The organism is Paraburkholderia dioscoreae (assembly GCF_902459535.1).
GTDB lineage: Bacteria > Pseudomonadota > Gammaproteobacteria > Burkholderiales > Burkholderiaceae > Paraburkholderia > Paraburkholderia dioscoreae.
Genome location: NZ_LR699554.1, coordinates 3,387,387 through 3,410,899, shown reverse-complemented (window position 1 = coordinate 3,410,899; position 23,513 = coordinate 3,387,387). Strand labels below are relative to the sequence as shown.

Annotated in this window: 22 protein-coding genes and 1 pseudogene; 15 read left to right on the top strand and 8 right to left on the bottom strand. The window is 61.6% G+C overall.

Features of this window, described 5'->3' with window-relative positions; translation table 11 throughout:
• Nucleotides 1-41 precede the first annotated feature (41 nt).
• The 3 genes and pseudogenes from PDMSB3_RS35365 to PDMSB3_RS35355 all read left to right on the top strand — a co-directional run bounded on the left by PDMSB3_RS35365 (nt 42) and on the right by PDMSB3_RS35355 (nt 1,422).
• On the top strand, nt 42-308 hold the full coding sequence (locus PDMSB3_RS35365; protein ID WP_007178551.1) for a hypothetical protein: 267 nt from the start codon (nt 42-44) through the stop codon (nt 306-308).
• A 190-nt stretch (nt 309-498) separates the two neighbouring features.
• A pseudogene (locus PDMSB3_RS35360) lies at nt 499-963 on the top strand (RHS repeat-associated core domain-containing protein); the annotation flags it as partial.
• A gap of 36 nt (nt 964-999) precedes the next feature.
• A complete protein-coding gene (locus PDMSB3_RS35355; RefSeq protein WP_007178543.1) occupies nt 1,000-1,422 on the top strand; it encodes a hypothetical protein in 423 nt (140 codons plus the stop codon).
• Between the two features lie 138 nt (nt 1,423-1,560).
• Here the strand turns inward: PDMSB3_RS35355 and PDMSB3_RS35350 are convergent, their stop codons facing one another.
• Entirely contained in the window at nt 1,561-1,794 is a 234-nt protein-coding gene (locus PDMSB3_RS35350; protein WP_165189552.1) for a SymE family type I addiction module toxin, read from the bottom strand.
• A 78-nt stretch (nt 1,795-1,872) separates the two neighbouring features.
• Nucleotides 1,873-2,214, bottom strand: coding sequence for a helix-turn-helix domain-containing protein (locus tag PDMSB3_RS35345; RefSeq protein WP_035516857.1), 342 nt, complete (start codon nt 2,212-2,214; stop codon nt 1,873-1,875).
• A gap of 133 nt (nt 2,215-2,347) precedes the next feature.
• Here PDMSB3_RS35345 and PDMSB3_RS35340 point away from each other — a divergent pair, with 133 nt between their 5' ends.
• The 10 genes from PDMSB3_RS35340 (at nt 2,348) to PDMSB3_RS35295 (ending at nt 13,612) form a co-directional block, all read left to right on the top strand.
• Nucleotides 2,348-5,365 carry a CHC2 zinc finger domain-containing protein gene (locus PDMSB3_RS35340; protein WP_165189550.1) on the top strand — a complete coding sequence of 1,006 codons (3,018 nt, stop codon included), beginning with the start codon at nt 2,348-2,350 and terminating at the stop codon, nt 5,363-5,365.
• Nucleotides 5,365-6,384 carry a site-specific tyrosine recombinase XerC gene (xerC, locus tag PDMSB3_RS35335; RefSeq protein WP_165189548.1) on the top strand — a complete coding sequence of 340 codons (1,020 nt, stop codon included), beginning with the start codon at nt 5,365-5,367 and terminating at the stop codon, nt 6,382-6,384. Before PDMSB3_RS35340 ends, xerC begins: the two co-directional genes overlap by 1 nt.
• 106 nt (nt 6,385-6,490) lie before the next feature.
• The gene (gene istA, locus PDMSB3_RS35330; RefSeq protein ID WP_007178553.1) at nt 6,491-7,990 is read left to right on the top strand and encodes an IS21 family transposase; all 1,500 of its coding nucleotides are present in this window, start codon (nt 6,491-6,493) and stop codon (nt 7,988-7,990) included.
• Complete coding sequence (gene istB, locus PDMSB3_RS35325; protein ID WP_165187785.1) at nt 7,987-8,802, top strand: IS21-like element helper ATPase IstB; 816 nt, start codon at nt 7,987-7,989, stop codon at nt 8,800-8,802. The genes istA and istB overlap by 4 nt, the downstream gene beginning before the upstream one ends.
• A gap of 135 nt (nt 8,803-8,937) precedes the next feature.
• Nucleotides 8,938-10,446, top strand: a complete 1,509-nt coding sequence (locus PDMSB3_RS35320; protein WP_007179840.1) for an ISNCY family transposase — start codon at nt 8,938-8,940, stop codon at nt 10,444-10,446.
• A 1,116-nt stretch (nt 10,447-11,562) separates the two neighbouring features.
• On the top strand, nt 11,563-11,829 hold the full coding sequence (locus PDMSB3_RS35315; RefSeq protein WP_007178551.1) for a hypothetical protein: 267 nt from the start codon (nt 11,563-11,565) through the stop codon (nt 11,827-11,829).
• A gap of 190 nt (nt 11,830-12,019) precedes the next feature.
• Nucleotides 12,020-12,355 carry an RHS repeat-associated core domain-containing protein gene (locus PDMSB3_RS38075; protein WP_232064407.1) on the top strand — a complete coding sequence of 112 codons (336 nt, stop codon included), beginning with the start codon at nt 12,020-12,022 and terminating at the stop codon, nt 12,353-12,355.
• 6 nt (nt 12,356-12,361) lie between these two features.
• Nucleotides 12,362-12,673, top strand: coding sequence for a hypothetical protein (locus PDMSB3_RS35305; protein ID WP_157187732.1), 312 nt, complete (start codon nt 12,362-12,364; stop codon nt 12,671-12,673).
• Nucleotides 12,674-12,704: 31 nt separating this feature from the next.
• Entirely contained in the window at nt 12,705-13,091 is a 387-nt protein-coding gene (locus PDMSB3_RS35300) for an RHS repeat-associated core domain-containing protein (protein ID WP_084747707.1), read from the top strand.
• 26 nt (nt 13,092-13,117) lie between these two features.
• Nucleotides 13,118-13,612, top strand: coding sequence for an Imm50 family immunity protein (locus PDMSB3_RS35295; protein ID WP_007178549.1), 495 nt, complete (start codon nt 13,118-13,120; stop codon nt 13,610-13,612).
• Between the two features lie 752 nt (nt 13,613-14,364).
• On the opposite strand, the gene PDMSB3_RS35290 is transcribed toward PDMSB3_RS35295, so the two are convergent.
• The 6 genes from PDMSB3_RS35290 to PDMSB3_RS35265 all read right to left on the bottom strand — a co-directional run bounded on the left by PDMSB3_RS35290 (nt 14,365) and on the right by PDMSB3_RS35265 (nt 21,356).
• Nucleotides 14,365-16,071 (bottom strand): J domain-containing protein, encoded by a 1,707-nt coding sequence (locus PDMSB3_RS35290; protein ID WP_165189546.1) that lies wholly within the window; start codon nt 16,069-16,071, stop codon nt 14,365-14,367.
• A gap of 6 nt (nt 16,072-16,077) precedes the next feature.
• Nucleotides 16,078-17,787, bottom strand: coding sequence for an Hsp70 family protein (locus PDMSB3_RS35285; protein WP_007178538.1), 1,710 nt, complete (start codon nt 17,785-17,787; stop codon nt 16,078-16,080).
• Nucleotides 17,788-18,082: 295 nt separating this feature from the next.
• Nucleotides 18,083-18,544, bottom strand: coding sequence for a GNAT family N-acetyltransferase (locus PDMSB3_RS35280; RefSeq protein WP_165189544.1), 462 nt, complete (start codon nt 18,542-18,544; stop codon nt 18,083-18,085).
• A gap of 127 nt (nt 18,545-18,671) precedes the next feature.
• The gene (locus PDMSB3_RS35275; RefSeq protein ID WP_007178536.1) at nt 18,672-19,775 is read right to left on the bottom strand and encodes an NAD(P)/FAD-dependent oxidoreductase; all 1,104 of its coding nucleotides are present in this window, start codon (nt 19,773-19,775) and stop codon (nt 18,672-18,674) included.
• 138 nt (nt 19,776-19,913) lie between these two features.
• Entirely contained in the window at nt 19,914-20,117 is a 204-nt protein-coding gene (locus PDMSB3_RS35270) for a DUF3562 domain-containing protein (RefSeq protein ID WP_007178535.1), read from the bottom strand.
• A 174-nt stretch (nt 20,118-20,291) separates the two neighbouring features.
• Nucleotides 20,292-21,356: a DMT family transporter gene (locus tag PDMSB3_RS35265; protein WP_165189542.1), complete on the bottom strand. Its 1,065-nt coding sequence runs from the start codon at nt 21,354-21,356 to the stop codon at nt 20,292-20,294.
• Nucleotides 21,357-21,497: 141 nt separating this feature from the next.
• Here PDMSB3_RS35265 and PDMSB3_RS35260 point away from each other — a divergent pair, with 141 nt between their 5' ends.
• On the top strand, nt 21,498-22,274 hold the full coding sequence (locus PDMSB3_RS35260; RefSeq protein ID WP_007178533.1) for a DUF1295 domain-containing protein: 777 nt from the start codon (nt 21,498-21,500) through the stop codon (nt 22,272-22,274).
• 67 nt (nt 22,275-22,341) lie between these two features.
• Nucleotides 22,342-23,463, top strand: coding sequence for an SAM-dependent methyltransferase (locus PDMSB3_RS35255; RefSeq protein WP_165189540.1), 1,122 nt, complete (start codon nt 22,342-22,344; stop codon nt 23,461-23,463).
• The last annotated feature ends 50 nt before the right edge of the window (nt 23,464-23,513 follow it).

The following is a 23,513-nucleotide window of genomic DNA, read 5'->3' as shown; positions in this document are numbered from 1 at the left end:
GCATGCTGGAGTTACTGCGTAACGATCAATGAGGAGGCTTCATGGCAATGAGTAGTGCGCAACGGCAGGCGGCGTATCGTGAGCGGCATCTGAAGGACGAGAACGGCAAGGGCGAGCGGTTGAGCCTGGTGATTGACCTGCATGCGAAGCGGGCACTGGAGCGGGTCGCTGCGTGTTACGGCGTCACGCAACGGGCGATGCTGGAGCGACTGCTGGTGCAGGCCGAAGAGGCGGCGCTGAAGCGGGCAGGGAAGTTACCCCGCGGGCAGGCTGATTACTACGCTGGACGGTTGAATCTGGATATCTGAGGCGTTACGCGGTAACGGCGGCGGCCCTCCTGTTACTGCGTAACGACACTGAAGCCACACTTGTTTCGAGATACGAATCAATCGAGAATCGCGTCTGGAAAAAATTCTCTGGCCGGCGAAGTCGATATGCGGGGAAAGCTTGCCGGATAAGGGAAAGCGGCCCGTGTGAGGGCGGATTCGTGTCGGGGCGTTGGTTTACTATCGGAACCGCTACTACAACCCGGCGACCGCAAGATTCATCAGTGAGGACCCCATAGGCTGGGCGAGTGGGCAGACGAACGCGTATGCTTACGTGGGTGGGAATCCGGTGCAGTTCAGCGATCCGGAGGGGTTGCAGATGGCGTTCCCCATTCCAGTGGGTCCGATGCCAGGTGGAGGGGGTGGGCAGTCAGGTGGTGTTCCGCAGTGGTTTACCGATTGGGTGAACTCGATATCTGGTCCGCTTTCCAACAGGGAGAAGGACGTACCGAATAAGGGACCGGCAAATGAGTGGATCGATGGCGAAAATCGCTCTCGAAAATATGGTCCCGACGGACAGCCTGTCCTCGACATTGATAAACCGCATCAAGGTTATCCGAGGCCGCATGTTCACGAGTGGCCGGACGGGAAGCGCGAGCACCCGGGGCGCGATATTTGTCCGTTACCAAACGGTTGATTTGCGGAGTGGAAAGTTTTTGCTTGGAGGTCAGACATGAAATGGGACGAATTCATGGAGTGCGAGTTTTATTCCGTTTCGGTGGAACCTGTTGCAGGCGAACGGAACGTCTTAATAAGAATTCTGGACCATGAGAAGACGCGATGGCTGCTGACGGCATCCGGTGTGAAATATTTTTCGCTGGATGAAATGATGTTGCAGAACGTAATCGAGAGTATTCGTGTGTACGATTCGTCTGCTGCCGGCGCACAAGCTGTAGAGCTCAAGGAGAAAATACTCTCCTTGCTCCAGGGCCGATCGCCGCGAGCAGGAGATAATTCGTCGTTGTGTGAGGTAGTAGAAAGGCTAGTCGGTGAGATACAGGATTCGCTACGCGTGTTACTGGAAATTCGGCCAATTTACGGAGGAAGTGTGCTTTTGATTGCGAAAAACGTCGATTTGCAATGTGAATCTGCATAGCGTTGGCTTGCAAATCCAAGGCACAACTTGAACATGTCGAAGACCACTGGCGCAACCACTTTGCTGGTGTGCCGAACAAGTAGGTCGAATCCTTGAAATTGCCTGATGCATGATAGAAGGGCCGCGGCCCTTCTGCATTTAAAGCGGCGTAATGATGAGTTTCTGGTGTTCGACGGTGATACGCACGCGCTGTCCGGGCTCAAAGCCGGCGGTTTCGATCCATCGTCCGGAGAGCTTCATCCACGGAAAGGTGGCCGGCTCCTTGCGCATATGGAAGGGCAGGCGTGCCGGTTTCTGGTAGCGCCAGGATTCCTGGATGGTGACAGAGCGTTCGGTGACGGGTGGACGTGCTTTATGATTGGCATCAGCCATGATCAACTCCTTGTGTGAGTTGGTGGTGGTCAGCGGGCGGTGAGTGTTGACGCACTCATTGCCCGCGCTGCGTTTACATCACTTCAGTCTGGACGACCATCGTTCGGCCTCGTACTTGATGATCATGCCTTCGAGCAGTTGCTTGATAACGGACTGCTGCTTCCTGGGCATGCTGGCGATGGCCTGGAACTGCATGGCCAGATCGGCGTCAGGCTCAAGCTCCTCTTCCTCAAAAATCAGGGAATCGGTGGTCACACGCAAGGTCCTGGCAATCTTCTTGATAGCCTCCAGGGACGGTTGCGAGGTACCGGCTTCATAGCGCTTGATCTGGGTGATGTGCAGGCCGATGGCGTCGGCCAGTGCCTGCTGTGTCAGGCCCTTCTGCTTGCGCAGGGTGGCGAGTCGTGCGGCGATGCTCATAGTAGAAAACCAGTGAGTCGAGAACGCCACGATCGTATCCCCACGAAAACATCAAACTTGACATTGGTAGCATACAAGATACTAAAATATAGAACAAGAGAGTCTTGACAGGTTTTAGCCAAAGGACGGTTTGATGGCCCGTATTCCGGATGCAGAGCTTGAGCGCCTGAAGGCCGAGGTGTCGGTGGAGCAGCTCGTGCGCGCGCACGGCATCGGGCTCGTGAAGTCGGGACGCGACTGGCGGGGGCGCTGTCCGTTCCATGAGGACGGCACGCCGTCGCTGGTGGTGACGCCTTCGAAGAACCTGTGGCACTGCTTCGGCTGCGGGCTCGGCGGTGGTCCGGTGGACTGGGCGATGAAGGCGAACGGGATCTCGTTCCGGCACGCGGTGGAGCTGCTGCGTGAGGGGATTCCTGCTTTAGCGGCCAAAGCGGGCGAGCGCACGACGGTGCGCGCGCTGGAGTCGCCGGTGTCGGTGGAGGTGGATGATGCGGCGCTGCTCGATCAGGTGGTGGACTATTACCATCAGAGCCTGAAGAGCTCGCCCGAGGCGCTGGCGTACCTGGAGAAGCGCGGCATTGCGGCGGCGGTGGAACCGTTCAGGCTGGGGTTTGCGAACCGGACGCTGGGGCTGCGGCTGCCTGAGAAAAATCGTGTTGCGGGCGAGGCGATCCGCACGCGGCTGCAGCGAATCGGGGTGATCCGCGAGAGCGGTCATGAGCACCTGAACGGATGCATCGTGTTCGGGTGGCGTGACGAAGCGGGGCATGTTGCGGGGCTGTACGGGCGCAAGATTGTGGAGAACCAGGCGCGCAACCTGCCGAAGCATCTGTATCTGCCGGGGCCGCATCGCGGGGTGTTCAACGCGGACGGTGTGCGTGGCCAGCGGGAAGTGATCGTGTGCGAATCGGTCATTGATGCGCTGACGTTCTGGTGTGCGGGGTGTACGAATGTGACGGCCGCGTTTGGTGCGGACGGGTTCACGGAGGATCACCTTGCGCTGTTCAGGGCGCAGGGCGTCGAGCGGGTCATCATCGCGTACGACCGGGATGCGGCGGGCGATGCGGGCGCGCAGAAGCTGGCACAGCGGCTCACGGTCGAGGGGATCGGATGCTACCGGGTGCAGTTCCCGCACGGACTGGACGCGAATGAATATGCGCTGAAGGTGACGCCAGCGGCGAAGAGCCTGGGTGTGCTGGTGCGGCGTGCGCAGTGGCTCGGCAATGGGGCGGCGCCTGTGCGTGAGGTGGTGGTGCCCACTCCTTCGTTAGCGGCTGGAAGTGCGCGGGCCGCGAAGCCGGTGCCGGTTGCAGGGCTGGCGGCAGAGGTGGCTCCGTTACCGCGTAACGCTGAACCACCCACCTCTTTAGCCGCTAAAGAAGCGGTCGTGCTGCCGGCGAGCGTTGAGCCCGCGGCGCCGGCATTCGATATCCCGTGCGAGGTGAGTGGGTCGGAGATCGTGTTCGCGCTGGATCCGGTGCGCTACCGTGTGCGCGGGTTCGATGCCAGGGCGAAGGCGACGGCGGGCGTGCTGAAGGTGAATGTTCTGGCGAGCGTGGGCGAGCGGTTCCACGTCGACACGTTCGACCTGTACCACGCGAAGGCGCGGGCGAACTACATCGCGCGGGCGGCGGCGGAGTTGCGGCTGACCGATGATGTGGTGAAGGCGGACCTCGGGCGGGTATTACTGAAGCTGGAGATGTTGCAGGCGGCGGCCGATGCGCCGGCGGCCGGCGCACAGATGAGGGCCGATGAAGAGCGCGCGGCGCTCGAACTGCTGCGCACGCCGGCGCTGCTTGAGCGGATCGTGACGGACTTCGCGGCGTGTGGCGTGGTGGGCGAGGAAACGAACAAGCTCATCGGGTATCTGGCTGCGGTGTCGCGCAAACTCGATACGCCGCTGGCGGTGGTGGTCCAGAGCTCGAGCGCGGCGGGCAAGAGCTCGCTGATGGATGCGGTGCTGGCGTTCGTGCCGGAAGAGGAGCGGATCAAGTACTCGGCGATGACCGGGCAGAGTCTCTTTTACATGGGCGAGACGAACCTGAAGCACAAGGTGCTGGCGATCTGCGAGGAGGAAGGGGCGAGCCGTGCGGCGTATGCGTTAAAGCTGCTGCAAAGCGATGGTGAGCTGACGATTGCATCGACGGGCAAGGATGCGCAGACGGGCAACCTGGTGACGCAGGAATACCGTGTTGAGGGTCCGGTGTCGATCATGCTGACGACGACGGCGATCGAGATCGATGAGGAACTGCTGAACCGCTGCCTGATCCTGACGGTCGACGAGGGACGTGAGCAGACCGAGGCGATCCACCGGCTGCAGCGTCACAAGCGGACGCTCGACGGGCTGAAGCTGAAGGCGCAGAAAGAGCGCGTGCTGTCGTTACACCGTAACGCACAACGGTTGCTGAAACCGCTGGCTGTGGTGAATCCGTACGCGGACCAGTTGACGTTCCAGTCGGAGCGTACGCGCATGCGCCGCGACCACGAAAAGTACCTGACGCTGATCGACACGATTGCGTTGCTGCACCAGTACCAGCGGGAAGTGAAAACGGTGCGGCATGCTGGGGCCGAGCTGGCCTATATCGAGGTGACGCTGGCCGACATTGAACAGGCAAACCATCTGGTGCATGAGGTGCTGGGCCGGAGCCTGGACGAGTTGCCGCCGGTGACGCGGCGGGTGCTGGAAGAGATTGCCCAGGCGGTGAAGGCGAAGCCGTTGCCGCGTGCGTCGGTGCGCTTCAGCCGGCGCGAGGTGCGGGAGTGGACGGGGCTCGGTGACACGCCGCTGCGCAAGCACCTTGAACGGCTGGTCGAACTGGAATACCTGCTGACGCACCGCGGGCAGCGTGGGCAGAGCTTCGAATACGAACTGATGTATGACGGCGACGGCAGCGACGCGACGCACCTGGCGGGTTTGCTGGATGTGACTACGATTGGCAGTTCGCCCCCCGGTGAAGGTGAGTTCGCTCCCGGTTCGCTCTGCCAGAACTCCCCTTCTGCTCCCCCATTGCTCCCTGTGCAAAACCGCGCAGATTCAGGCGGTGAAAGGCCGTGCGGCGATGAGTCGGGAAACGAAGCAGAACTGCATATCTACGGGAATAAAAAACCGGATGTGGCAGTGCGTACGTCGTACCAGCGGGAGCCGATGTGATGGAAAGCGGTGAAGTGGTGCGACGCAGGAAGCGCAAGCTGCGGAAGAAGCGCAGCGACGCGGTGCACACGCCTGAGCACGTGGAGAGCGCGCTGATGGTGTTTGTTAAAGGGTATCTGGACTGGCTGGCGGTGACGGGTCGCACGGAGCAGACGGTGCGCAGCCGGTTGGTGGCGCTGGAGCGGTTCGTGCGGTGGTGCGCGGAGCGCAGCCTGAGCCGTCCGCAGGAGCTCACGCGTTCGGTGCTGGAGGCGTACCAGCGATACCTGTACCTGTACCGCAAGCAGGACGGCAAGCCGCTGACGATCCGCACGCAGCAGACGATGCTCACGCCGCTGCGCGGGTGGTGCCGGTGGCTCTCGCGCGAGCAGCACGTGCAGTACAACGCGGCGGCGGAGCTGGTGCTGCCGCGCGCTCCGAAGCTGCTGCCGAAGGTGGTGCTGTCGGTGGTGCAGGTTGAGCGGCTGATGGATCAGCCGGACGTGGGCGGACTGACGGGGGCGCGTGATCGCGCGATCCTCGAGGTGCTGTACAGCACGGGGATGCGGCGCATGGAACTGATCGGGCTGACGATCTCTGACATCGATCTGTCTGGCGGCACGGTGATGATCCGGCAGGGCAAGGGCCGGCGGGACCGGTATATCCCGCTGGGCGAGCGTGCGTGCTACTGGGTGGAGTGGTACTGCGACCGGATACGGCCGTCGCATGCGGTGAGGGCCGACGAATGGACGCTGTTCCTGACGGACTACGGCGAGCCGTTCGGCAAGGGACGGCTGTCTGATCTGGTGAAGCGTTACATGGAGAGGGCGGGCATCCGAGAGGGGGCGTGTCATGTGTTGCGGCACGCGTGCGCGACGCACATGCTGGAGAACGGTGCGGATATCCGGTTCATCCAGGCGCTGCTGGGCCATGCGGACCTGTCGAGCACGCAGATCTACACGCAGGTGGCGATCGGCAAACTGAAGCTGGGGGGCGACAATGAGTACGTCCGGTGTACCGACATTCATCTTGGCCGGTAGTGATGAGTCGGAGGCGGCGTAGCCGCCGAAGACGAGGAACTGCCGGCGGCGCCGGATCGGCGGGGCTTAGGATGGCTGACTGAATCTAAAAAGAGGCGGTCAGCCCATGTCTGGAAGCCGCATCACCGACCAGCAGGTCCGCCTCTATATGAACCATCGCAAACACCATCCGCAGAAGCTCGCTGCGGCGAAGTCAGGCATGAGCGAGCGCACGGCGCGGCGTGTCGAACACGAAGCCGGACTACCGTCACAGCAGCCGCGGCGCTACTGGCGCTCGCGCCCAGATCCGTTCGCCGATGTCTGGGAGAGCGAAGTGGTCCCATTGCTACGCGCTGCGCCAAAGCTGAAGGCGATCACTCTGCTGCGTAAATTGCAGGAGGACCATCCCGAGCGCTTTCCGGACAGCATGCGGCGCACGTTTGAGCGACATGTCAGCCAGTGGCGCGCGCTCGAAGGGCCGAACCAGGAAGTGTTCTTCCCTCAAACATATCAGCCCGGCGCACGAGGCCTGTCGGACTTCACGCACATGGGCAAGCTGTGCGTAACGATTGGCGGGATCCCGTTCAACCACCTGCTGTATCACTTCGTGCTGGCGTTCTCGCGCTGGGAGTACGCCAGCGTGGTCGATGGCGGGGAGAGCTTCCAGGCGCTCGCGACGGGATTGCAGAACGCGCTGTGGCAGGCTGGCGGCTGCCCACGCGAACATCGCTCCGACAGCCTGTCGGCGGCCTTCAGGAACCTGCAGGAAGAGGAAGACTTCACAGTTCGCTATGCGGCTCTACTCGAGCACTACGGGATGGAAGGCACGCGCAACAACCGTGGCATGGGTCATGAGAATGGCAGCGTCGAGTCCTCGCATCGCTATCTGAAGGATCAGCTCGATCAGGCCCTGGAGTTGCGAGGTCATCGCGACTTCGCGGACCGCGCCGCGTACGACGAGTTCGTGCGCGGAGTGGTAATGCGCCGCAACCGGCGCAATGCAGCAGCGTTCCAGATCGAGCGCGAACACCTGCTGGACCTGCCTGAGCACCGTACCACCGACTTCGTTGAGGAAGAGGCGCGCGTGACCCGCTGCGGCACGTTCACCGTGCGTTGCGTCCTGTACAGCGCGCCGTCGCGGCTGATCGGTCATCGCCTGAAGGTACGCCTCTACAGTGACCGGCTCGATTGCTATCTGTCTGGCGCGCTCGTGCACAGCACAGCGAGAGCCACGCACACGAGCAAACGGCGCGGTCGCGGCATCGACTACCGGCACTTCATCGAATCACTCAAACGCAAGCCGCAGGCCTTCAGGGGCCTCGCGTTCCGTGACGATCTGTTTCCGCGTGAAGCCTACCGGCGGACCTGGGAGCGGCTCGAGGTAGCACTGACGCCGCGCAGCGCATGCAAGACCATGGTGGGGCTGCTCGAGCTGGCAGGAAACCACGGCGTCGAGGCGCAACTGGCGCAGAGGCTCGATGCATTGCTCGAACTCGGTGAACTGCCCGACCTGAAGGCGCTGTTCGATGAGTTCGCGCCGCGCCAGGCCGAGTGTCCGGTGGTTGTCGTTGACATGCCGTCCGCCGCGCTCTATGACACGTTGCTCGATGAGGAGGTGCTCGCATGAACGCCGCCTACGATGCAGGCCGTATCGCGCTGATGCTCAACGAATTGCGCCTGCCAACCATCGGCCGGTTGTGGCCGGACTTCGCCGATCGCTCAGACAAGGAAAGCTGGCAGGCCTCCCGGTTACTCGGTGCATTGCTCGAACATGAACTCGCCGAGCGGGCCAAACGCAGAATCGAGCGTCATCGCACCGAGTCGCATCTGGATCCGACCAAGACGCTCGCCACCTTCGACTTCGGCGTTGTGCCCATGGTCTCGAAGGCGCATGTGATGGCGCTGGCCACCGGCGATTCGTGGCTTGAGAAAGGCGCCACGATCCTCCTGTTCGGCCCACCCGGCGGCGGGAAAAGTCACTTGGGATCCGCCATCGGCCATGCACTCATCGACGCTGGCTACCGCGTATTGTTCACGCGCACCGGCGAAATCGTGCAGAAGCTCCAGGTCGCGCGTCAGAGTCTGCAACTGCCTTCGGCGCTCGCGAAGCTCGACCGGTTCGACCTGATCATCCTCGATGACCTGTCGTATGTGCGAAAGGACCAGGCGGAAACCAGCGTGTTGTTCGAGCTGATCGCCGAGCGGTATGAGCGCAAAAGTCTTCTGATAACGGCCAATCAGCCGTTCTCGGGCTGGAATGATGTCTTCCCTGACCCCGGCATGACGGTGGCCGCCATCGACCGGCTGGTCCATCACTCGACGATCTTCGAGCTGAACGTCGAAAGCTACCGGCGCCGCAAAGCCAGCGACAAACAGAAGGAGCGACGCCGTCAATTACCCACTGACAACCCGAACGGAGCGACAACCATGGCCAGCTAAACAGCGACAATCACCTCGGCCGACCGGCGCATTGACTCATCAGAATTGCAACTCGCGCTGACCTGTTGCCTCACGTAGTTTGCTACCGGTCGGATTGTCCGGCGGGAGCGGCTCGAGGTGACGAGGCAAATCAGCATGACGGCACGCAAGGAGTTGGTTGCAGCATTGCAGTTGCGATATAGCGGCGCGACGTTCGGTGAGCGGAGCAGAATCCTCGACGAGTTCGTGGCTTTGACGGGGTATCACCGCAAGCACGCCATCCGGGTGCTGCGTGAGAACCCGGGCGCGATAAAAGGGCCGCGCGAGCGCAACCGGCTATACGACGAGGCGGTGCGTCAGGCGTTAACGATGCTGTGGGAAGCGGCCGACCGAATTTGCGGCAAGCGCCTGAAGGCGTTGATTCCAAAGCTGGTTGATGCCATGGAACGGCACGGCCATCTCGACATGGATCCGGTCATCAGGGCCAAGCTACTCCAGGTCAGTGCGGCGACCATCGATCGCATGCTGGCCAATGCGCGTTTGCATATCGATGGGCAGCGCAAACGCCGCAAGGGTGTGGGCTCCGCCATCCGGCGCAGTATCCCGGTGCGTACCTTTGCCGACTGGCGCGATCCGCCGCCGGGCTTCTTCGAGATCGACATGGTCGAACACTGCGGCGGCACAAAGGTAGACGGCGAGTTCGTCCACACGCTGACGTTGACCGATATCGCCAGCGGCTGGACAGAATGTGTGGCCATGCGTCGGCGTAACCAGGTACTGGTTATAGAAGCGTTCGACAAGGTGGCGGCCGATCTGCCATTCGCGATGCTTGGAGTGGATTCGGATAACGACACCGCATTCATGAACCAGAACGTCTTCGACTATTGCAAGGAGCACGGTCTTGAGCAGACCCGCTCGCGGGCCTACAAGAAAAACGATCAGGCTTGGGTGGAGCAGAAGAACGGCTCCGTCGTGCGGCGACTGGTCGGTTATGGCCGACTGAGCGGCACAGATGCAAGGAACGCGCTCGCGCAGCTATACGCGTCATCGCGTCTATACATTAACTTCTTCCAGCCTTCATTCAAGCTGAAGTCCAAGACGCGCGACGGCGCTCGTGTGCACAAGGCCTACTTAACGCCGGCGACGCCGTGCGACCGGCTTCTGGCCCACGACAGCATCGACCTCACCATCAAGGAGAAACTGAAGGCTCAGTTCGATGGTGTCGACCCCGTGCAGCTGCTGCAGGAGATACGGGTGGCCCAGCAGACATTGAGCGAATTCGCGGCCCACGGCGTGCGTGTCGAAGCAGTACCCGAGGAAGAGCCAGACGTTGCAGTGTTCCTCACGAGTCTCGCTTCGGCATGGAAAGAAGGTGAAGCACGTCCGACACATCGGAAGCAGCCCAAGGCAAAGCACTGGTGGAGAAGCCGGGTCGATCCGTTTGCCGACGCATGGCCGGTGATTGAAGGATGGCTCGTCGCCGAGCCCGGTGTTCAGTCCAGGGAGCTAATGAACCGACTGGCCACGATGGTGCCGGATGCGTATGCGAGCAAGGCGCAGCTACGAACGCTGCAACGCAGGGTCAAGGCATGGCGAGCCGAGCGTGTGAGGGAAATGGTTCTAGGAAACACGGGCAGGTCCGCCGACGCGTCAGCTGAAGTGTGAAACGCAAAACCTGAAAGTTGCCGGGGGCCGGGCGCTCCGCGCCCGGGAAACCAGGAAAGAAAGAAAAAAGAAGACGGAACGACAACAACCCCTCGGGTAACATTCCTTCTTGAGGCAACACGCCGGCCAAGATGAATGTCGGTAAACCGGACCTTCTGCTTGACGCTGTCCACTGAAGCAGATCCACGCGGCGACGCATCCGGCGAAGCTGGAGCGTGACGCCCTCTCCCTGCTAGCTGCTATCGACGCTGAAGTGGACGGGGACGCAGAGTAAGGGAGTGCGGGCCTGGCGGCCCGATGGTGAAGAGGGGCCAGCGGCCTGCGGCCGGGAGCAACGGGGCCGGGGGTAAATGTTGTGCCGGCTGCGCCGTCCCAACATTAAACATAACGCTCAGAAATTAGCACCGTCTGGCGGGCCGTCATCGCGCCAGCCGTTGCATCTGCCGGCCCGCCAGACGGTGCTAATTTGCGTTATGTCTGGCGCCCCCGGCCCGGCCGGGTGCGCGAAGCGCACAGCAATACATCAGGGCCGCAGTGCGGCCGGAACCTGGTGCACGCAACAGCCTGGCATGGCGCTACGCGCAAGACAAAGTCAGGGGCCGCGAGGCGGCCGGTTATGGAGTGTGGGCCCTGCCCACCCGGCAGTCTGCTGCGCGCGGGCTGCGGCCGCATGCGGCCTTCGCTGCGTGCTCGCAGCCTGCCTCCCGTCCGCCCCCATGGGGCTCCCCAATGTGCCGTTACTGCGTAACGGAAAACAGACCCCTAGCGAAAAAGCGCAAAGCGTGCTTCGCATGCGGTGCAAGCCGCCATGTCGTCTTGCACCGCATTGCTGAGCGTAGAACCCGGTGGCCGTCAAGGCTGCCCTTCGGCGCGCGGTGCGCGGCCCTGACGGAGTAAGCGCGTGAGGTCAGCGAGGCATCGTTACCGCGTAACGAAGGCTTGCGCGATTCTGGCGCAGTGGGACACGACGGCCCTGTTCCGCCGGGTTTGCCGTCTCCCTTCGGGAGCCGTCAAACCCGGCGGGTCATGACAAACGTTATCCATCCGGCCAGGTGTCGTTACGCGGTAACACCTGGCATGCTGGAGTTACTGCGTAACGATCAATGAGGAGGCTTCATGGCAATGAGTAGTGCGCAACGGCAGGCGGCGTATCGTGAGCGGCATCTGAAGGACGAGAACGGCAAGGGCGAGCGGTTGAGCCTGGTGATTGACCTGCATGCGAAGCGGGCACTGGAGCGGGTCGCTGCGTGTTACGGCGTCACGCAACGGGCGATGCTGGAGCGACTGCTGGTGCAGGCCGAAGAGGCGGCGCTGAAGCGGGCAGGGAAGTTACCCCGCGGGCAGGCTGATTACTACGCTGGACGGTTGAATCTGGATATCTGAGGCGTTACGCGGTAACGGCGGCGGCCCTCCTGTTACTGCGTAACGACACTGAAGCCACACTTGTTTCGAGATACGAATCAATCGAGAATCGCGTCTGGAAAAAATTCTCTGGCCGGCGAAGTCGATACGCGGGGAAAGCTTGCCGGATAAGGGAAAGCGGCCCGTGTGAGGGCGGATTCGTGTCGGGGCGTTGGTTTACTACCGGAACCGGTATTACAGTCCGCAAACTGGGCGGTTCATCAGTGAAGACCCAATCGGGTGGGCGAGTGGGCAGACGAATGCGTATGCTTACGTGGGTGGGAACCCGGTGCAGTTTAACGATCCGCGCGGCACGGAACGAGGGCGACCATACAATGGACTTCCGGGTACTTGGTATGTACATCCGATAACGGGGGATAGTAGATTTTATGGTCCAGATGGGAAGCCAGGTCTAGATATCGACGTGAGCCATAGTCATGATGAGATGTGCCCGCATATCCACGTTTGGCGAGACGGAAAGCGAGGTAGTGGTGAGGCGCCCTTCTGACGGAGGATGTCTGATCACCATGCCGACGGCAATGTAAGTTCAATGCGGGCGCGAATTGTTACCGAGGAAGCCATGGACATTTTTTTTGCGCGGACAAGGGGCGGGGTGGAGAGATTCCTTGACATCAAATCCAAAATCTTGGACGCAGAGCTATGGGTGAACGGCGGGGTGGATTTGGAAGGTATCGATACACATCAATATGCGATTACGAAATTCAACACCAGTTTCGATATGTCCAAGGATAGTGATCGTGATGCGGCTCTTGGGACGATAGAAGATCATTACAAGGACTGCACAATCTGGATTGAAGGCAACTGATGTGTTGAGTGTCTAACCGTCAGTCCGCACGTTGGGAATACAAAAGGGGCCGCATTCGCGGCCCCTTTTGTTTTACTATCGGAACCGGTATTACAGCCCACAAACCGGACGGTTCATCAGTGAAGATTCCCTGGGATACGCGAGTGGGCAGACCAATGCGTATGCTTATGTGGGTGGGAATCCGGTGCAGTTCACGGACCCGTTTGGCGAGTCCAAACTCATGCCCATTACGGGTGGGCCGCGAGGCGGGTTTATCGTTCATCCTTTTAAACCCAACGTGAACTACTACGATTCAAATGGCGACTTGTCGGCTCAGTATCATGGTGGTCATTCTCATGATGGGATGACGCCGCATGGCCACAACGCAGGTCCAGGGTTTGATCGCAACGACGGGCTGGAACTCTGCCCAATTCCATAGGCGGTTTCAGTAAAAGGGCGAAGAAAATGGACGAGGTAAGTGGTTCGGCGTGGCCTGTTGTGAAAGACAATGAGCTTCTCCTGAAGGTCTTCGGGAGATACCCATCCTTTCATGATGCGAGCGTGCTTTCCATCAGCATGGAGCGAGCCAAGCGGATGAGAAGACATGATCCGGCAGATGGGCCCGTCGATCCGCGTCGGCTGGAGTTTGTCGACGTGATACTTGAAGTACTACACAGGGAGCATCGACCGGCGGTCGAGCGGATTGGGCGGTCGGATTACGCGGTCACGATCGCCCTCTTGGATGTGCGCAGTGCCAACATTGATGTCAACGCCATGCTTGATGACAGCTTTGTTTCGGAAATCAGCTTGCGGCATCAGCCTGACGGGTTACTTGCGTTTGATCTTGAACCTAACATCGGGCTGGACGTTCGACTTGTTTGTGCGACGGCGGAAATCCGTTCCATCCGGCCTTATCGCGGCGCTGTGCTGCTGGAGCCCAATATTGTGGTGTTTCCATAGCTGATGTGGTTGTGAAATACAGAAGGGCCGCGTTCGCGGCCCTTCTGTATTTAAAGCGGTGTAATGATGAGCTTCTGGTGCTCGACGGTGATACGCACGCGCTGCTGGCGTTCGTGCCGGAAGAGGAGCGGATCAAGTACTCGGCGATGACAGGGCAGAGCCTGTTCTACATGGGCGAGACGAACCTGAAACACAAGGTGCTGGCGATCTGCGAGGGGGAGGGCGCAAGCCGCGCGGCGTATGCACTGAAGCTGCTGCAAAGCGATGGTGAACTGACGATTGCATCGACGGGCAAGGATGCGCAGACGGGCAACCTGGTGCACGCAACAGCCAGGCATGGCGCTACGCGCAAGACAAAGTCAGGGGCCGCGAGGCGGCCGGTCATGTCATGGAGTGAGCCCTGCCCACCCGTCAGTCTGCTGCGCGCGGGCTGCGGCCGCAGGCGGCCTTCGCGCCGTGCTCGCAGCCTGCCTCCCGTCCGCCCCCATGGGGCTCCCCAAAGTGAAGAACGAAAAAGCGCAAAGCGTGCTTCGCATGCGGTGCAAGCCGCCATGTCGTCTTGCACCGCATTGCTGAGCGTAGAACGCCGGTGGCCGTCAAGGCTGTCTTTCGGCGCGCGTTGCGCGACCTTGACGGTTCATCAGCGGGGATCCGATTGGGTGGGCGAGTGGGCGTCGCCTCTACAACGACATGACTTCTCCGATGCGACACGTTTCAGAAGCCCCAACGCACCCGCCAATCTCGACATCCCTCTACCCCGCCCGCCGCCTACCCCCCTCGATAACCCACACACTCATCACCCCAGCACTCACGCACGCAACAATATCCGGTTTATAAATCGCCAACACCATCCAGACCAGATTCGCATACCCACGAAAAAACGCCGGTACAGCGCCGCGCAGATCGCTCCAACGCGTCGTCGCCAGCACGCCGCCCGCTGCCGACATCACCGCAAACAAGGCCCACGCAAACTGTGTCGCACGCGCTTCGCGCTGAACCAGCAACACGATCAACGCTGCGAATCCAACGAACCAGAAAGGCGCGCAAGCCCAAAACACCCGTGGCCGACGCGCAACCCATTCGCGCCATTCCGCTTGCGAAAAAGAAATAAAGAACGCGAACAACACCCCATGCGCATAAGGCATCAACCACGCGCGCGGGTCCGCAGCGATCCAGTGGCCCGCAAAACCCAGCGCCGTCGCGCTGACGGCGGCAAGTATCGCGAGTTCCTTGACTGGCGGCCACCCATACACCAACGCAGCCCAGATCGTGCAGCCCCCCAGCGTAGCCATCGCGATCGATGTCGACCTGCCGCTGCCGTCGTCGCACAGCGCAACGGCGGTGGCACCGAGCCACACGGGAACCCACCCATAACGCAGCCAACCGATCGCACGCAATGCCCGCAGCTTCTGTTGCTGGGGCTCGGATAGCAACACGGTGGTAGTGGCGATCGTCACCAGAGCGAGCATGAGCGTCGACAGAAGAATGCCCAGTTGAGCAGGCGACCACTGATCGAACCATCGCCCACGGTTGGGGTTGAGCGAAGCACCGGCAAACAGCAAACCGCACCACGCATTCAGCGCAAGCGCCGGACCAAACAATCGGCCCGCGCCGATGCGGAATTTGAGGCAGCGTCCCCAGAAATCGACCTTTCCGGCATCGAGCCGCAGCCGCACGACATTCGGATGGTAGCGGCCGAGTGCGATCAGCAACTGCTCCATTTCGGCGCGCACCCCTGCACGAAGCAGCGCTCCTGCGCCTGCGGCCATTTGAGGCAACGGCCCTTCGAGCAACGCCATTGCGTTGGTGAAGCGCAGGCGCAGCGCGTCATAGTCCTCGTCGGCAAACACGCGGTCCAGCGCGAGCGCCGCAATGGCCGCGTTGCGCCGCCGCAGATGCATCGCGTTGTCCCGCCAGCCAAGAACCGCGCTCAGGTTCATGCGCAGCCTGGCCGGCGTGTCCTCGTTCAGACAATGACAGAGCGCTTGCCACTCGAGTTCGTCGCGCGTTGCAAGGTTGACGACGGTGGCGAACAGATCCTGCAGCGAACGACGCGACCCGAGGTCATCCGCTTGCGTGACGAAGTTTTGCCAGAGCTGGACGGCGATTTCGAAAGCGTCGGGCTCGCAAGCAGCCTGGACTTCAGACGCGTTGGCCGGGACCGGTTGCGTCGCCAACTGAATGGCAGAATTTTGCGTCGGCTCGATCAACACCGCAGCTTCTGCGCCTTCAGCATTCGCCTCTCCGGGCGCAGTGTCGGATCCCTTTGCAGCCCCACTGCCCACCATCTGCAACGCCGACTCATACGCGTAACGCAGACGCTGAAACGCCTCGGCATCTTCATCCGGGCGTTGCTGTTTCAACAGGCGTGCATACGCACGGCGCACCGCACGTTCGTCGGCATCCGACTCGATGCCGAGCACGTCCCACGGCCAATGCGTGTTCGAGATCGTATTCATGGCCGGTCAATAAGTCACATGCACGTCGAAACGATCCAGCAGCGTGCCCAGTTCGCCGCGCGCTTGCGCGATTTCGTCCGCATTCTGACGCTCGATCACCGCCTGGAAGCGAGCGATATGCGCGGCCAGATATTGCCGATGGTCGCCCAGCGTCTCTTCGTAGACACGGTCGGCGCGCGTCAACAGCGTACGGTTCTCGAGTTGATCGCGCGGATGGATCTTCAACGCACTCAACGCAGCGAGGCGTTCGCGGATTTCTTCCGGCGTCATCACGCCGGGGTTCTCTTCAATCACCATTGCGCGCTTCTTGCCGTCCGGAAACGCAGTGGCTTCCACTTCGAGCACGCCGTTGATGTCGTAAGTGAAGCGCACGTCCGCGCCTGCTTCTCCGGCTGGTTTGGGCGGCACCTCCAGCGTGAATTCGCCGAGCGATACGTTGTCCGCGCTCAGACGCGCTTCGCCCTGAAACACCTTGATGCTGAGTATCTGCTGACGGTCGCGCACGGTGAAAATGCGCTGCATGCGGCTCACCGGCACAATCGTATTGCGCTCGATGATCGGCAGAAAGTGACCGGGCACGAACTGACTCGGGCCGATCTGCATGGCGGTATCGATGCCGAGGCTATACGGCGCGACATCGGTCAGCACCATTTCGTCGAGTCCGGCGTCGCGCCCCACGAGGCCGGCCTGCACCGCTGCGCCCAGCGCGACCACCTCGTCCGGGTTCAGGTGTCCGGTGGGCAGGCGACCGAACATCTTCGAGACCAGCTTGCGGACCATCGGCATGCGTGATGCGCCGCCGACAAGGATGATCTCGTCGAGCGCGGCAACGGCGATCTTCGAATCGCGCAATGCGCGTTCCACCGGTTTGCGCAGCCGTTGCAGCAAATGCTCGCAGGTGCGCTCGGCGGTCGCTGCATCGAGTTCGAGCACGTGCTCGTTGCCGTCGATTGTGAGCTGAAGCGTGACGCTTTCAACGCCGTTCTGCGTGAGCTGACGTTTCGCACGTTCGGCCTGCTGATGCAGACGCTGTGCCGCAACCGGCGCGAGCGCCCTGATTTTCAGGCCGTTGCGATGGCAGAACAATTCGGCCAATGCTTCGGTGAAGTCTTCACCACCCAGGAAATTGTCGCCGGTGCTCGCGCGTACTTCCATCACGCCTTCGAAGAAGTCGAGCACGGAAACATCGAACGTGCCGCCGCCGAGGTCGAAAATCAGAAACTTGCGCTCGCTATCGCGTTGATGCACGCCATACGCAAGCGAGGCCGCAGTCGGCTCGTTGACGAGGCGCAGTACATTGAGACCGGCCAATTCCCCGGCAATGCGCGTAGCTTTGCGCTGTGCGTCGCTGAAATAGGCGGGTACGGCGATTACCGCGTCGCTCACCGCTTCGCCGAGAAAGGCGTCGGCATCGGCCTTCAGCGATTTGAGCAGCAGCGAAGAGAGCTCTTCGGGGCGCAGCGCTTGCGCGCCGAGCGACACGGTACGGCTCGTGCCCATGTAGCGCTTGAAGTTCGCGGCGGTACGCTCGGGATGCGTATGCAGGCGGTCGTGAGCAGGGCGGCCGACGAGGATGGAGCCGTCGTCGTCGATGGAAACGCATGACGGCGTGAGTGTCGCTCCTAACGCATTCGGGATGAGGACGGCGTGGTTGTCGCGCCAGATTGCCGCGAGACTATGCGTGGTTCCAAGATCGATGCCGATGATCGAAGGCATGTACAGTTTCCGATTCGTTTGCGCCCCTCCATGAGGAGATCGCCCAAGGGTTCGCTGATGAAACGCGTGGAGCCGGGTGCAGCTCCGTCCAATGGCGATAACGGCAGACCGCACGCAAACTTGAGCGGCGTGGGCAACGGGGACGGTGAGAATCGGATCGGGTAACGCACTGTGCATGGTGGCCGAACGATCGTCCACGCATGCGAATGCAGTGAGCCGTGCAGGGGCACACGGCTTACGGCTCATTGAGGCAAGCTGGAAGCGTGCTAGGCGAGCGTGCTGCGCGACATCGACATCACAGCGCTTTGCGATAGACCACAAACCCCGAACGGTCCGCGACCTTGTCGTACAGCTTCATCGCCGTCTGATTGGTTTCGTGCGTCTGCCAGTACACGCGTTGCGCACCATCGGTTCTGGCGCGCGCATAGACCGCCTCGATCAATGCGCGGCCGACGCCTTTGCCGCGCTCGGTATCGAGCGTGTACAGGTCTTGCAGATAGCAGATCGGTCCTGCCATCGTCGTGTGACGGTGATACAGGAAATGCACGAGGCCGAGCAACTGGCCGTTGCGTTCAGCGACCATTGCGTGCATCGGCTCGTAGCCGTCGAAGAAACGCCCCCAGGTGATTTGCGTGATCTCGCGCGGCAACGCTGTCTCACCCGAGCGGCCATAGAACGCGTTGTAGGCGTCCCATAGCGGCAACCAGGCGTCGAAGTCGGCGGGTACGGCGGGGCGGATTTGAATCGGGCCGGACATGTTTGATTCCTCGTTAAGTGAAGAGTCTCAAACCGTCAGCATAAGAAATTTGTCGCTCCATTGTTAGCTCCACCAAACGGCCAGATTCTGGAGCCACAGGCAGCGTGATTGCCTGCGTTGTGACGCGTCAGGGCGTTTCTGCCCTGAGCCATCGCGCGAGCATCGCGTCGTCGCCGGTTTCCAGCGACTCCGCGATTCGGCGGCCCACTGCCGCGCCGAACTTATACCCATGCCCGGAGCATGCGGACACCACTAGCGTGTTGCCGATCCGCTTCGAAAAGAACCGTTTATCCGCCGTGAACGTGTACGCGCAGGTTTTTACTTCGGATACCGTATATTCGCCGATGCGGCTGAACGGCGGAGAAAACAGCAGGCGCAAACGGTCGCCTTCACCGGGCGCCGCAATGCGGTTCGCGTCGGGATCCGGCGCGAACGTTTTATTGACACCGGCACCGAACTTCAGGCCGACGCCGTCGATGGGCGGCAGCACGTAGCCGTCACTCTCGCCGCCTATATCCACGATCGCAGGCGCCGTCGACCACGCGCCTTCCAGATCCACAGGCGGCTGCAGATAAGCGACGGTATTGCGATAGGTCATCAGGTTTTCGGCGAGCGCGGGGAACAGTTGCAACGTCCATGCGCCCGCGGCGATTACGAGCCGGTCGGCACGCACGATCGTGTCGTTTTCTATACGCACGGAAGCGGAGTGCGGATCGACTGCCAGCACTTTGGTGTGCATGCGAATGTCGGCGCCGCGCATTTTGAGCCACGCTTTCATGTCGCGTGCAATGCGTTCGCTGAACAGTGCGCCACCGTCGTGATCGAGGTAAGCGTAGCGAAACGTGTTCGGGTCGAGAAAGGGGTAACGTGTGGCTGCGTCGAGCGGTTCGAGCATTTCATACTCGAATTTCATGCGGTCCAGTCCGGCGCGGAAGTGTTCGGCGCCGTCGCCTGCGAATTGCGAAATGCCGAGTACGCCGCAATTGGCATAGTGTGATACGCCCAGGTCATTCCACAGCAGATCCCAGCTATCGAGAGCCTCGGCAATGGTGTGTGCGTAACCGTCTGCATTGCCGTAGGCGCGGCGGATCATGCGGTGCTGGTCGCCTGAAGCGGCAAGTGGATTGGGAATCGAGCCCTGCTCGATCAGTGTGATGTCGTGTCCCTGTTTCGAGAGCGACCATGCCGTGCTCAAGCCGGCAATGCCCGCGCCCACGATTGTTACCCGCATGCCCACTCCCCCAGTCGATCGTCCTGGGTCAGAGTCTAGCAGCGGGAAAAATAATCGGCGCACATCATCTGGATCCGCGCGCGAGTCTATCGAGGCGAAACGTCGTTCGGCAAGCAGTGGTCTCCGCGCGCCGCCGCGTCAATGTTTGCGATCCGGGCTATGGCGAAGCTGGTTGCGGACTTTTTTCGCCGCAAAGAGCGGTACGTAATCGAATACGCGCGCATCCTGCCGATAGACGGCCACGATGTCCGCATACAACTTCGAAACAGTTTCTGTCGGCGTGTCGGTTTCCTCGGCGATGCTTCTCATCAATTCGTCCACGTTAGGCTCGGGTTGTGACATGGGCTCCTCCAGGGGCGAGGCGGGTTAGACGGACAAAGCGCGCACAGCAGGAGTTCCATTAGAGGATGCGATGCACGACCATGCCAATTGAATCGATCTATCGCATGATTCGATTCACAGAGATTTTTGTCTTGCGGTGCAGCAAGTGCGCGCTCGGCGTGGTTCGCCGGAAAATCAATGTGTATGCCGGTGGTGAATGTCGGGGAAATGCGCGTGCGCGTGCGTTATTGGTGCATGGCGGTGCGGATGCGTGTGCGGCTCGGCGCCGTCCCACGCAAAATCGTGCTCGTGCTGATGATGCGCGTCGTGCCGGTGACGATGCGTGTGCTCGAGCGGATCGTGCGTGTGCGGATGTTCATGACGCTCGCGAATGTGCAGCCACACGCCCAGCGTCATCAGCGCGGCGGCGATCCAGAACAGCGGCGGCGGCAGTTCCGGCCAGAGCAGCCACGACAAGGTCACGCCGAACAGCGGGGCGACCGAGAAGTAGGCGCCGGTTCGCGCGGCGCCGAGATTACGCAGCGCGACGACGAACAGCACGAGACTGACGCCGTAGCCCGCAAAGCCCGTGAGCATGGCAAGCACCATGGTCGAGACCTTGGGCCATGCGGCGCCGAGCGTAAGCGCGAGCGCCACGTTGACCGACCCGGCTACGAGCCCTTTGATGCAGGCGATAAACATGGCGTCGTGCGCAGACACCTTGCGCGTAAGGTTGTTGTCGACGGCCCAGCACGCGCACGCGCCGGCCAGCAGCAATGTGCCGGGCGGCAGGCCCGCCGCGCCCGGCTGCCAGGACAGCGCCACGCCGCCCGCGACGATCGCGGCCATGCCGAGGAACACCTGCATGTCGACGTTCTCGCGAAACACGGCCCATGCGATCAGCGCGGTGAACACACCTTCCAGGTTGAGCAGCAGGGAGCCGGTGGCGGCCGGCGTCGTTTTCAAACCCAGCATCAATAAAGCGGGGCCCGCTACGCCGCCGGCCACGATCGCGCCGGCCAGCCACGGCACTTCACGTAGCGGAAAACGGCTATGGCTGGCCGGTTGCCCGGCGCCTCTGCCTTTCAGCCGGCGAGCCAGAATCAGGGTGCCAAGGCCGCCGCCGCTGCCGAGATAGAAAAGCCCCGCAAGCAGGAACGGCGAGAGCGAGCCGAGCAGCGCTTTCGCGAGTGGCGTGGTCGCGCCGAACAGGGCGGCGGCGAGCAAGGCGATGAACGCGGCGTTGAAGCGGGTAGGCATAGAGGTAATTCGCGAAGGAGCGGGCGTTGCAGACACGTTAATGCTAACCGGATGCGGCCGTGACGCAACTGACGGCGCGCGAGGCGCATCCGATCCCGCTTTTCAAGCGTATAACCCGCATCGTCATTGACCGGAGAACCCATGCCGCCGCTTGTCGCCGCCGCGATTGCGCTGTTTGGCCTCGTTGTGATTTTCAGCGCGGCCTGGGCGTGGCAGTTGAAGACCGAAAACGCCGGGATGGTCGACCCCATCTGGGCTTATTCGCTCGGTCTTGTGGCGGTGCTCTACGCCGTGCTCGGCACCGGCGACCCCGTGGCGCGTGCGTTGACCGCGCTGGGCGGTTTGATCTGGGGCGTGCGGCTCGGCGCGCATCTTTGGAAACGCAATGCAGGCAAGCCGGAAGACGCACGCTATCACCGCTTCCGCGAGGAATGCGGCGACAGGGCGGCGAGCCGGATGTTCTGGTTTTTCCAGTTGCAAGGGGTGATTTCGATGTTGCTGTCGATCGCGTTTCTGGTGCCGTCGTACCGCGGCACTGCGCCGGCCGCAGGCTGGATCGTGCTGGCCGTGGCGGTATGGATCGTCGCCGTGGCCGGCGAAGGCGCCGCGGACCGCCAGTTGCGAAACTTCAGGGCCGATCCGGCCAATCACGACGCCGTATGCCGCGTCGGCTTATGGCGTTATTCGCGGCATCCGAATTACTTCTTTGAATGTGTGCATTGGCTTGCCTATATCGCGCTGTCGATCGGCACGCCGTGGGCCTGGTTCACGCTGTTGCCGCCGGTACTGATGGCTTTCCTGTTGCTGAAGCTCTCCGGCATCCCGCTGCTCGAAGAAGGCATGGCGAAGCGGCGCCCCGGTTACGCCGATTACATGCGCACCACCAGCGCGCTGATTCCGTGGCTGCCGCGGCATTGAAGACCCACGCGGGCGCAAGCGCAGCACCTGCAAGAGAATCGCCCAAAAACGATAGGGAGTCAGTCTCATGAGCCTTTCCACCGCCGATCACACCATGCCGCCCCCGCCCGCCGAGCCCGCTGACGGCTGGCTCATTCAGCGCTGCGAACGCGGCTGGCTGCCTGACGGCGTGATCCGTTTCGGCATGCGTCGGCTGATGCGCCAGCGCTTGCGCGACGAAGCGCTCGACAACGGCGAGGTGCGCTCGCAAAGGCTCAACCGTCTGCTGGACGATCTGCGCGCGAGTCCGATCGCCATCGAAACGCAAGCCGCCAACACGCAGCATTACGAGGTGCCGGCGTCGTTCTTCCATGCGCATCTCGGGCCGCGTCTGAAGTATTCGTGCTGCCTGTATCCGACCGGCAGCGAGACGCTCGCGCAAGCCGAGGCGGCCATGCTCGAACGCTACGCCGAGCGGGCGGAACTGGCCGACGGTCAGCGGATTCTCGACCTCGGCTGCGGCTGGGGTTCGCTGTCGTTATGGCTGGCGGCGCGTTACCCGAATTCGCAGATCGTCGCGCTATCGAACTCGCATGCGCAGCGCGCGTTCATCGAAGCGCGCGCGGCCGAGGCAGGCTTGCACAATCTCTCGGTGTTCACGGGCAACGTTGTCGATTTCGAATTCGAGAACGGCGACGACGCACAGCCTGGCTGCGGCTTTGATCGCGTGGTGTCGATCGAGATGTTCGAGCACATGAAGAACTACGGCTTGCTGCTGACAAAAATCGCACGCTGGATGCGCGACGACGCAAAGCTGTTCGTGCATATCTTCGTGCATCGCACGCTTGCGTACCACTTCCAGGTACAGGACGGCAGCGACTGGATGTCGAAGTACTTCTTCACCGGCGGCACGATGCCGTCCGAGGCGCTGCTGCTCAATTTCCAGGGCGACTTGCGCATGGAGCGGCAGTGGTGGGTGAGCGGTACGCACTACGAGCGCACGGCGAATCATTGGCTCGCCGCGCTCGACGCAGCGCGCGACCGGGTGATGCCGATGCTCGCCGATACCTACGGCGCGCACGATGCGGCCGTGTGGCTGCAACGTTGGCGCATGTTCTATATGGCCGTGGCCGAGCTATTCGGCTACGCGAATGGGAACGAGTGGGGCGTTGGGCATTATCGGTTTGTGAAGCGGTTTGTGAAGCGTTGAATGGTGACTGGCCGGGTTTTCGAATCGCCCGGCGGGACATAACGCGTCGG